Annotated in this window: 8 protein-coding genes and 1 tRNA gene; 6 read left to right on the top strand and 3 right to left on the bottom strand. The window is 41.0% G+C overall.

The window, feature by feature from the left end:
- Positions 1–986 precede the first annotated feature (986 nt).
- A tRNA-Arg gene (locus DUT70_RS01630) sits at positions 987–1,061 on the bottom strand.
- A 137-nt stretch (positions 1,062–1,198) separates the two neighbouring features.
- Between DUT70_RS01630 and DUT70_RS01625 the strand changes: the two genes are divergently transcribed.
- The gene (locus DUT70_RS01625) at positions 1,199–4,711 is read left to right on the top strand and encodes a gliding motility-associated C-terminal domain-containing protein (protein ID WP_113645558.1); all 3,513 of its coding nucleotides are present in this window, start codon (positions 1,199–1,201) and stop codon (positions 4,709–4,711) included.
- Here DUT70_RS01625 and DUT70_RS01620 read toward each other — a convergent pair.
- Positions 4,708–5,718 (bottom strand): PorP/SprF family type IX secretion system membrane protein, encoded by a 1,011-nt coding sequence (locus DUT70_RS01620; RefSeq protein WP_113645557.1) that lies wholly within the window; start codon positions 5,716–5,718, stop codon positions 4,708–4,710. The two genes, DUT70_RS01625 and DUT70_RS01620, sit on opposite strands and share 4 nt — an antisense overlap.
- A 239-nt stretch (positions 5,719–5,957) precedes the next feature.
- Here DUT70_RS01620 and mgtE point away from each other — a divergent pair, with 239 nt between their 5' ends.
- The 5 genes from mgtE to DUT70_RS01595 all read left to right on the top strand — a co-directional run bounded on the left by mgtE (position 5,958) and on the right by DUT70_RS01595 (position 10,023).
- The gene (gene mgtE / locus DUT70_RS01615) at positions 5,958–7,328 is read left to right on the top strand and encodes a magnesium transporter (RefSeq protein WP_113645556.1); all 1,371 of its coding nucleotides are present in this window, start codon (positions 5,958–5,960) and stop codon (positions 7,326–7,328) included.
- 923 nt (positions 7,329–8,251) lie between these two features.
- Entirely contained in the window at positions 8,252–8,575 is a 324-nt protein-coding gene (locus DUT70_RS01610) for an ArsR/SmtB family transcription factor (protein ID WP_113645555.1), read from the top strand.
- Between the two features lie 3 nt (positions 8,576–8,578).
- Positions 8,579–9,046 carry an SRPBCC domain-containing protein gene (locus DUT70_RS01605; RefSeq protein WP_113645554.1) on the top strand — a complete coding sequence of 156 codons (468 nt, stop codon included), beginning with the start codon at positions 8,579–8,581 and terminating at the stop codon, positions 9,044–9,046.
- Positions 9,047–9,053: 7 nt separating this feature from the next.
- Complete coding sequence (locus DUT70_RS01600; RefSeq protein WP_113645553.1) at positions 9,054–9,449, top strand: DoxX family protein; 396 nt, start codon at positions 9,054–9,056, stop codon at positions 9,447–9,449.
- A 10-nt stretch (positions 9,450–9,459) separates the two neighbouring features.
- The gene (locus tag DUT70_RS01595) at positions 9,460–10,023 is read left to right on the top strand and encodes a DUF4256 domain-containing protein (RefSeq protein ID WP_113645552.1); all 564 of its coding nucleotides are present in this window, start codon (positions 9,460–9,462) and stop codon (positions 10,021–10,023) included.
- Between the two features lie 119 nt (positions 10,024–10,142).
- Here the strand turns inward: DUT70_RS01595 and ychF are convergent, their stop codons facing one another.
- The gene (ychF, locus tag DUT70_RS01590; protein ID WP_113645551.1) at positions 10,143–11,237 is read right to left on the bottom strand and encodes a redox-regulated ATPase YchF; all 1,095 of its coding nucleotides are present in this window, start codon (positions 11,235–11,237) and stop codon (positions 10,143–10,145) included.
- Positions 11,238–11,335: the final 98 nt, after the last annotated feature.

Genomic DNA, 11,335 nt, shown 5'->3' with positions numbered 1-11,335 from the left:
TTTTACTGGAAACCGTATTACCTATAAGTATCTATTATCAGTTAATCAAATTATGCAATAAAAGAATTTAGGCATTGCAGAACAAGCGGATGCAACCAATTAAAATAATAAGATGGAGAAAGCGTATTAACATAACTGAGAATTTTAGATATTTAAATATAGATATTATCTTTAAATATCTAAAATTGATCAACTTTTCTAGTTCTATTGATTATACCGTAACATACCTAAATTTATTGATTAAGTATTTTAATATAATCATAATCGATTTATTCGTTTCAGTTAATACACCTAATTGTATTCTTATGGATAAAAGATCAATAACCCCAAATACGCAAATTGACTACTTCAAGAAACAAGGAGAAGATATAACCGAAGAGGATGCTATATAAATATTAGACATCATATATTTCTTGTCTAAAATATTATAAAAGGACTTAAAGTTGCACTAAGTAAGAAAGGTAGAGCTAGGCGTAGTTTAAAGAAAGTTATATTCAGTCAAAAAAATCAAACTAAAAATTATATCAATAGTGGGGCTCGAATCATCAAAAACAGCCTTATTCAGTTAAGAACCAAATTTATGCATTCTTGACCCTAAAACATCGAACCACTTTTTTAGGAGAATTTTTCTTTGTAACCAATTGATAAAAAGCTTATTTCATAAAAAAAGCAGCTCTTTTCAGAACTGCTTTTTTAACGATGGGTCCCTAGCTGGGCTCGAACCCATCTAGCGCAAGCGTCCGCTGGTGATCTAAAAACCAGTTATTAAAAGATTAAAAACTAGGTAACCAATAAAGCGGCTCTCAATAGCTCGTGTAAGCAGATGTATAATGGTGCTTATATTTTTCATAAAAAGTAATAACAGAGATTAAATAAGGTAAAAGCAAATGCTTGATTCAGATGAGGATAACAGATTCCTCGTCGTTACACTTCCCTCGGAATGACATCAAACAAAAAAACCTCTAATCTTTCAATTAGAGGCTGTATGGTGTTCCCGAAGGGATTCGAACCCCCATCATCAGAACCGGAATCTGACATTCTATCCATTGAACTACGGAAACAAGTGTGCAAATATAATTATAAGCCTAAGGAATAGAAATTTTATTTGCGCTGTCTGCTGTTTGTCCATCATTTTAAACAACTTACGCCAACATATTAAAGCTTTTTCGATATATTCGCCTGAAATATGTTGCCATCAATGCGCCTCCTTTATTCGTTAATATTTGCCTTACTTCTTGTAAACAGTGCAGCCTTTGCGCAAACCTATACCGTAACCAGCAATGCAGATAGCGGACCAGGAACCTTAAGAGAAGCGCTTACCTTAGCGAGCGATCCCAATAGAACCACCACTTATACCATTAATTTCCAGATGCCTGGTAATGGCAACGATTATTCTAACCGTACCATTAGGCTCAGGACAGTACTTCCTTATGTGCCCTCCAACACCATTATTGATGGGAGCTCAAGCTCTTGGTCACCATTGGGTGTTTCAGGTGCAAAAATCATCTTAGAGCCCGAATATACCACCACTAGGTTTAGCGCCTTATTGATTGGACAAACCTCAGCTACCAATATCCAAACCACTGGCGTTCAAATTTATGGTTTGTGCATTAGAAACTTTGCCACCATCAACAACCTCCAAAATGTAGACATGGCGCAAGGCTCGGGCATTGTCATTGACTATAGAGCAAATGATATCAAAATTGGCGCCCCAGGAAAAGGCAACGTCATTATTGGCAATATCAACGGTATATCCATACAAAATGCTTATTATTTTGCCACAGCCCCACTTTCAAACATCAGGATACAATCTAACCTTATTGGTGTTTTATATGATGGGATTACCCCACATACCAATGTGATTGGTGTTGCTGCCAGCCTTTATGATTGCGCTTTGGAAGTTGGTGGAGATAACGCTGGCGAAGGCAACGTGATTGCAGCCAACAGAATCAACTTAGATATTAAACGTTATAACTCTTCGGTCAGTAGGTTCGACATCAACATCATCAACAATAAAATTGGTGTTGACTATACTGGGTTAAAAGATTTTCATGAATTACCCCTATTTCTTTCTTCTTCTTCTTTAGAAATATCAGGCCTTAAAATTGATGCGGTGAACAGTGCCGTATATGTAAGAAACAATGTGATCGGCGGCAATAGAACCGTGGGTGTTTCCATTGCTAATGCCGATTTTATATTGACTGGAAACCATATTGGAACCAATACCGCTGGAACAGTAAATTTGGGCAATGGCATGGGCGTTAAAATTGAAACTGGCGCTTCGGGTACTATCGGAGGTGCTACCGATGCCGAGAAAAACCAAATCGCCTATAATAATTTCGGGGTCGAAACGGTTTCCGCAAAACCTGTTAAGGTGACACGAAACAGCATGTTTTGCAATAAGGTTTTTGGTATTGGTAAAACCCTTACCATTACCCAACCCTTTGTGCAGGTGCTTAAATATAATTCTAATCACGTATCGGGTAAAGCCACGCCCAATTCGGAAGTTGAACTTTTTTATACCCAAAACTGTAATGATTTATGTGAGGGAAAAACCTACTTTGCCACCGTGCAGGCAGGAAGTGATGGTCGTTGGGAATACAATGGTGCATTAGCGCAACGTGTAACCGCTACCGCAAGCTTGCTCAATGCGGCAACTTCCCCTTTTTCGAATGCCCAATTGCTGCCTAACGAAGCGACTGTACTCCCCGTAACGTGTAATGCCAATGGTTCAATTACCATTCCAGAGGTAAGGGAAGGCTTTACCTTTAGCTGGGTTAAAATTGAAAGTGATGGTACCAGGGTGCCGCTAGGCAATACCCAAAGCGTTAGTAACCTTGAGGTAGGCACCTATGAAGTGACTATTGACGACGGCTGTAAATCGTTTCCAAATGTATTTTTAATCCGTGACCAAAAGCTTACCAAACCTACAATTGTTCCCCCTACGCCCTCTTGCGGACAAACCAGCTTTTCTTTCCGTGCGGAGGTATTAAGAGGAAATGGTACCATTAGGTATGAGTGGCGAAATGCGGCTGGCACGGTAGTGAGCATTGCCAACCCCGCTACCCTTCCAGAAGGTACTTATACCGTTACCGCCAGCGATGCTTCGGGCTGTTCTATTGCCTCAGATCCTATTACGATTAGCAGACGACCAGCCCCAATCATTAATACCACCACGATGGTGCGTACGCCTGCTTCATGTGGGGTGCCTAACGGCTCCATTAGAAATATCACCGTGAGCGATGCTACTGGTACCGTGACTTACAGTTGGTATAGACACGACCCTGCTACAGGTATCATGATTAATACGGTGATTGCCAGTACTGCCGACCTTATTGATGTAGAAGGTGGTACCTATACTTTACGCGTGACCGATCAAGGTACTTGTTCGCCAGTAAGCCAAACCTTTACCATTGCCGTAAATAACATTATTGTGATTAGTGCTGGCAACATTACCCCAGGCCGTTGCGGACTCAACAATGGTATCATTGACAATGTAAGCATTACCAATGCCGACCAATACACTTGGATCAAAATGTCGAACAACGACATTCTGATGTCGGGCGCCTACGCTCCTGGCGTTTCCATTAAAATTACAGATTTAGAGCCTGGTTCGTATATGTTAAGAGCGAGCAACAGTACTTCTGTTTGTACCTATACCCGAACCTTTGTAGTCCCTAGAGAGGCTCCAGCTACTTATACTTTTACGCAAACAGTTGTGAACACCACTTGCGAACTGGATAACGGGAATATCTCTTTAAACTTCACTTCTACCCTTATCCCTGTTAGATTTCAATGGAAAGATGAGCTCAACAATAATTACCCTGGTACTTTAAGAGAACTCAAAAACCTACCTGTTGGCGTATACAGACTTTATGCTTACGACATTAACAACTGCGAAACCATTATTGGGCCATTTACCATTAATGCCACTCCTAAATTAGTAATTGAGCCTAGTAGCGGAACCGCAACTACCGATGCTTGTGGCTTGAAACGCGGTTCGGTTACTGGCGTTAACATTACTGGCGGCCTAGGTGCCTACACCTATAAATGGATGAACGATTTAGGCGAAGTGGTGCAAACCACCAAGGACCTGACCAACGTAGCCAGCGGCACTTATTATTTGGAAGTAAAAGACATGTCGGCATGTGGCCTTGCCATTAGCCAAAACTACACCGTGGGCAATATTTATTATACGCCAGAAACTCCTGTGGTGAAAGATATCCGTGTGTGTTACGTTTCGGACATTACGATACCCGTTATTGGTGCACAAGAAGGTACCTACCAGCTTTTCGCCAATATAGAAGACGAATTCCCGTTATACGAATCAACCAATGGTATCTTCAATTTCAAAGTAAGCAAAACAGCCATTTACTACATCCGTCGTAAATTGGGCGTGTGTTTGAGCGACTTTGCGGCCATTAAAGTGGAAGTTACCCACGACAACCTTGAAATTGGTAACATCATGACGCCTAACGGAGATGGCCTAAATGATACTTGGATGTTAAAAGGACTTCCTGACTTTAAAGGAAATAACATCAAAATATACTCCAAAAGCGGACAGTTGATTTACGAAGCGATTGGCGATTATAAGAAACCTTTTGATGGTACGTTTAGGGGCAAAGAACTCCCTGCTGGCGTTTATTATTACATCATCGATTTAAGAGCAGAGTGTAAGCCTATTGGCGGAAGTATTACGCTGATCCGTTAAAACTGACGGGTAGAGCATTTCACTTCGTATGTATTATTTAATAAGAAGCCAATGCCAATTTCGTGGGTGCCTTTATTTACACGACGAATGGCCGTGGTACTCATGTCGTAAGAATAGGTTAAATTAACCAGCGAGCTCAAATTAAATCCCGCTAAAAAAGAAAAAGCATCATTATACCTTAAACTACCCGCCAACCAAAATTTATCCTGATAAGCAAGTTTCATGTTTAAATCTATGGCCATAGGCGAATTTTTCCAATAACTCACCAACATCGAGGGGATCATTGCTATTTCTTCATCCAAAAACAGCTTTACTCCCACCGTACCATAAAAAGATGGCGATTGATAAGCCAATACAGAATAACCTTGGTCTTTAAAAACAGACCTTTTGCCCAATACCTGCTTAGCAGAAGTACCAACGTAGAACCTAGGTCCATATAACCACACGCCAAAACCCAAATCTGGCCTCAACAGGTTGTTATAATCTGCATTAAACAAGGGATCTGTTTCATGTTCGGCCCTAATGTCTTCCACCTTTACGGTCAACGAGTGAAAGCCACCAGATACCCCTACGGATAAGTTCATGTCTGTAGTTAGCCCCAAGTGGTAAGCATAAGTCGCATTTACATTATTTTGTCGCACCAAACCCGCTTTATCCGTAACGGCAATCAAGCCAAAACCATGATGCGGTTCAGCGGCCGTGTAGGAATTCACGTAACTTCTGCTCAGCGGATTATACCCTCTACCTGGAAAAGAGTTGATCGAGCTGCGAATATAATCATCGCCTATGGCTGTATTCACAGAAATATACTGCGTACTTGGCGCTCCTTCTAAGCCAGACCACTGCTGCCTATGCCCTAGTTTTAAATCGATGTAACTGTCTATCCCAGACAAAGCAGGGTTTAACAAATAATTATTAAAGATATACTGAGAACTTCTAGGATATTCCTGTCCATAAGAGCAAAAGGAAGCTAGCCATAAAAACAGAAATAAAAGCGTCAATCTCATAAAATAGAGCCAGTTGAGTCACTGCATAAAAAATCTGCTAAAAGTAAGTATTTGCCACAATAAAATAAAACTATAAATAGCGACCTTCAAACAAAAACCTCAAAATACCACTTAATGAATAGTAGCATGATAAAAAATAGCATAAAACCGTACAAAATTTGCATGCGCTAACCCAATTTTCAAAATAAAAAACGCACCTTTACACGCCCATAAAGTACAACCCCAAAAATCCAACGCTTATGGAAGAACTGCAAGTAGAAGAAGTATTAAATTTGTTGGAAAACGAGAATGATAGGCAGCTAAAAGCCTACCTCAATGAGCTCAACATTTCTGATGTGGAAGAGCTTATTGATGAACTTCCTCAACATGCAGTTAAATTTATCGAGACCTTATCCATCAAACGTGCAGTCAACGTTTTTCGTATCCTCGATTTTCCTACCCAAGAGCGTATCATTAAAAAACTGCAAGCCAACAAGCTTACCGAAATCATTAGGCAACTACCTCCCGATGATAGGACGGCACTTTTTGGAGAATTACAGGGCGAAGCCGTAAAAAAACTACTGGTACTGTTGCCAGATAACGACCGTAAAGAAGCGCTTAACTTGTTAGGTTATGCAGAAGATAGCGTGGGCCGTTTGATGACCCCAGATTTTATTGCCGTAAAAACAGACTGGACCGTAAGCAGGGTGCTGTCACACATCCGCAGGTACGGTAAAAATTCCGAAACCATTGACGTGGTGTACGTGATTGACAAAGACGGCGTGCTGTTGGACGATATTCGTATCCGCGAAATCCTCTTATCAGATCCAGAAGCGAAGATTGGAGAACTCACCGATAACCGCCTGATTTCGTTAAACGTAAACGATCCGCAAGAAGAGGCCATTAACGTCTTCAAAATGAACAACAGGGTGGCTTTACCTGTGGTAGACGACCAAGACATCCTTTTAGGGATTGTCACCGTGGATGATATTTTATGGATTGCCCATGAAGAATACACCGAAGACATGCACAAAATGGGGGGTACGCAAGCACTCGACGAACCTTACCTAGATGTATCGGTATTTGAGCTCTATAAAAAACGGGTGGTATGGCTTATCGTCCTGTTTTTTGGCGAGTTGCTGACCATTACTGCCATGGCCAACTTCGAAAGCCAAATTGCCAAAGTGGTGATCTTGGCTACTTTTATCCCCTTAATTATTTCTAGTGGTGGTAACAGTGGTTCACAAGCCGCAACCCTTATTATACAAGCCATGGCCCTTGGCGAAGTCACCATTAAAGACTGGTGGAACGTGATGCGACGTGAAATTATTTCGGGCATTTTCTTGGGCACTACCCTATGTCTGTTAAGCTTTTGCGTCATCCTAGGCTGGCACATCATCATGCCATTTAGCGAACATTATATTCGCATTGGTTTAGTGGTAGGCTGCTCCCTTGTGGGCGTGGTGCTATGGGGCACGCTCATGGGCTCCATGCTGCCGCTTTTGCTCAAGCGCCTCGGTGCCGACCCTGCCGCTTCTTCTACCCCATTTGTTGCCACGTTGGTGGACGTAACGGGTTTGATCATTTATTTCTCTTTTGCGTTATTGTTCCTAAGTGGCGTGCTGCTTTAATTTTTTTCGAAAAGCAATTTCTGTAGCCACTATTATACGATCGTCCTGCTTTGCGCTGCAATCTTTTTATGGGCCTTTTTGTCATTCCGAGGAACGAGGAGTCTACTCCTTTAGTGCTGCTCTGTAGATTCTTCGCTACGCTCTGAATGACAAGTAAACACAAAAAGTATTTCCACTACAATCAGGTTTAATTGGCAACTGCTGTCCTTTTTGTCATTCCGAGGAACGAGGAATCTACTCCTTTAGTGCTAATTTTGTGTAGCGTCAAAACCCTCTCTGGCTACGCCATCTATTGACAATCGTTTTTATAGTGTTTTTGATGTCAATGAGCTCGCTTACGCCTCGGTTCTCCAAAGGGAGAGAAAAGCAAAGTTGGTTAGGCATCACACTACTCTCTCCCTTTGGGAGAGATGCCCACAGGGCAGAGAGGGTAAATCATTAATAGCACCTGAATCCAATTAAACATTTTGTATTCTTTCATAAGCTCAAACCTTCGCAAACCTCTTCCTTCTATCAAAATCGACGTCAGTCCTGAAACACTTCTATGTGCCTATGTGATTATATTTTATTTTCACAATTCCCAAAGCTTAAACTTACACAAATAAACCACATAGACACATAAGGAACTCAACAAGCGTTAAAAAATAGGTAGCGAAGTTAAAAGCTGTGTAGCAGACCACCACACACGTGTCATTGGGTAACGACACACGTGTGACCAAGCAGCGGCACGCGTGTGATTTAAAAATTGCTTCATGCTAAACCTCGTAGGTTTTCAAAACCTACGAGGTTTCCTATTCAATTCAAGCTCAGACTTACGAAGTTTCTAAAACTACGTAAGTCTCCTAACCTCCAACCAAACTAAATCAAAAAACATTTGCGTAGTTAAATAACTACATATATATTTGTAGCCAAATGACTTCATAATGAATTTACGTAGAGATGTATTTCAGGCCATTGCCGACCCTACCCGACGAGCAATCCTTCTTTTGGTCGCCTCGCAATCCATGACGGCAGGAACCATTGCCGCAAACTTTGACACGGCCAGACCCACCGTATCCAAGCACCTGCAAATCCTTACCGAGTGCGAACTGCTCAACAAGGCGCAAAATGGACGGGAGATTTTCTACCAGCTTAACCCGCAAAAGATGAAAGAAATAGCCGACTTCATTGAACCCTTTAGACAAATGTGGGACGATAGATTTAACAAACTAGAAGCGGTAATGAAAGCATATCAACCAAAACCATAAGCCATGGAACTAAAAACCAAAATACACGCCGAAGACGGCAAACAGGAAATCACCATTACCCGCGAATTTGATCTTCCCCTGGCCTTACTTTTTAAGGCCTACGAAGAACCTGAATTGGTAGAGCAATGGATGGGCAACAAAGTCATCAAATTGGAAAACAAAGCCCATGGCAGCTATCAGTTCGAGAAAAGAGACCCACAGGGCAACTTATTATTTAGTGCCAATGGTGTAATTCACGAGTTTAGCCCTAACCAACAAATCATCAGAACATTTGAAATGGAAAACACCCCTTTTCCAGTGCAGCTGGAGTTTTTAACTTTCGAGGCCCTCAATGAAAACACCAGCAAGCTTACCATGCATGTCATTTACAAATCCGTTGCTCACCGTGATCAAATGCTACAACTGCCCTTTGCGCAAGGCATCAACATGGCACACAACCTATTACAAAAAGTACTTAACCCATTCAAATAATACGTTTATGGCAAAGCGCAACAAAATCATTTACTGGATAGCCACCCTTTGGCTATCTTTAGGAATGCTATCCACGGGCATTGTACAAATTTTAAAGAGAAACGAAGAAATCACGATGATGAAGCATTTGGGTTATCCCGAATATCTCCTGATGATCTTGGGGATATGGAAAATCTTAGGTGTCATTGCCGTGCTTTCTCCAAAATTCCCTTTGTTAAAAGAATGGGCTTACGCGGGTTTCTTTTTCACCATGTCGGGAGCAATCATTTCTCATCTCATCTTAAAAGATTCCTTTGGTGATATTGCCCCATCATTATTACTTTTAGTGTTAACTATGATATCTTGGTGTTTCAGACCAGCTAGTCGAAAATTGACTCACTCAACTACACCAATCAAACCTTAAAACCTAAGCTATGAGCAATAAATTAAAATTACCTCAAGAAAGAAGCGAAGAATTACTTGGCATTTTAAAAAATCGCTTTGCGAAAAACATGGACCGCCACAAAGGATTATCTTGGGACAAAATACAGCAGAAACTAGCAGCCAAACCTGAAAAACTATGGACACTTGACGAAATGGAAGTTACGGGTGGCGAGCCTGATGTAGTGGGCTATAACGAAGCCAAAGACGAATACACATTCTTCGATTGCTCTGCCGAAACACCCAAAGGACGCCGTAGCATTTGTTACGATCCAGAAGCCTTAGAGTCGAGAAAAGAACACAAACCAAAACACAGTGCCATTGGTATGGCTGCCGAAATGGGTATTGAAATACTGACTGAAGAAGAATATCACCAATTACAACAATTGGGAAACTTTGACGCCAAAACCTCGAGCTGGTTGGCCACTCCTCCAGAAGTAAGGAAACTGGGAGGCGCTATTTTTGGCGATTGGCGTTTTGGACGAGTGTTTATTTACCACAACGGCGCCGAATCGTATTACGCTGCACGTGGGTTTAGGGGATCATTAAAGGTTTAAACAAACTTATTGTCCATAAAAAAAACCTCGTAGAAAAACCTACGAGGTTTAATATTTTAACAAACTGATCGTCACTGCGAGAAACGAAGCTGTCTCTAATTTAATGGTTTGCCAATAACTTACACATTAAACCTAAAGTGCATGATGTCACCATCTTCCACTACGTAAGCCTTACCCTCTACTCCTAACTTACCAGCTTCTTTACAAGCATTTTCAGAGCCTAAGGTTACAAAATCATTGTATTTAATTACTTCTGCACGGATAAAACCTTTCTCAAAGTCTGTATGGATTACACCAGCCGCTTGTGGGGCAGTAAAGCCTTTGGTAATGGTCCAAGCTCTCACCTCTTGTACCCCAGCAGTGAAATAAGTATACAAATCTAGCAAGCTATAAGCTGCTCTAATCAATTTATGTACCCCCGATTCATCTAAACCTAAATCTTGCAAGAACATTTGACGCTCTTCGTAGCTTTCCAGTTCCGCAATTTCTGATTCGATTTTTGCCGAGATCACTAATACTTCAGCATTTTCGCCCGCTACTGCTTGCTTCACCAAATCCACATATTTGTTGCCGCTTACTACCGAACCTTCATCTACATTACACACGTACATCACTGGCTTTTGCGTCAACAAACCCAAACCAGCAATCTCTTCAAAGTCTTCAACACTTAAAGCGGCTGAACGAGCTGATTGACCTGTTTCTAAATGGCTTTTAACCACAGACAAAAGATCAAATTCTCTTTTGGCATCTTTATCGCTTTTCGCTTGTTTTTCTATTTTTTGAATACGTTTGGTTACCGTATCCAAATCTTTCAACTGCAATTCAGTATCAATAATTTCTTTATCACGGATAGGGTCAACAGAACCATCTACGTGAATGATATTACCATCGTCAAAACAACGCAATACGTGAATAATAGCATTGGTAGCTCTAATGTTACCTAAAAACTGGTTTCCTAATCCCTCTCCTTTCGAAGCGCCTTTTACCAAACCTGCAATGTCCACAATTTCAATAGTGTTTGGAACTACACGTTGAGGCTTTACCAATTCAGTTAGTTTATTCAAACGCTCATCAGGTACTGTAATTACACCCACATTTGGCTCGATAGTACAGAACGGAAAGTTAGCGGATTGCGCCTTAGCGTTAGATAAACAGTTAAATAAAGTAGATTTTCCCACGTTAGGTAAGCCTACTATACCACATTGTAATGCCATTTTATATTTAAGATTTTTAGATTTACGATTTTAAGCGAATTGAGCAAAAGCTTATCCGTCAAGTTTTTCAAGCCGCAAAGATAGTAAATAGATTTACG

The sequence above is a fragment of the Pedobacter chitinilyticus genome, assembly GCF_003313385.1.
GTDB lineage: Bacteria > Bacteroidota > Bacteroidia > Sphingobacteriales > Sphingobacteriaceae > Pedobacter > Pedobacter chitinilyticus.
This window is presented reverse-complemented; position numbering and strand designations above follow the sequence as displayed.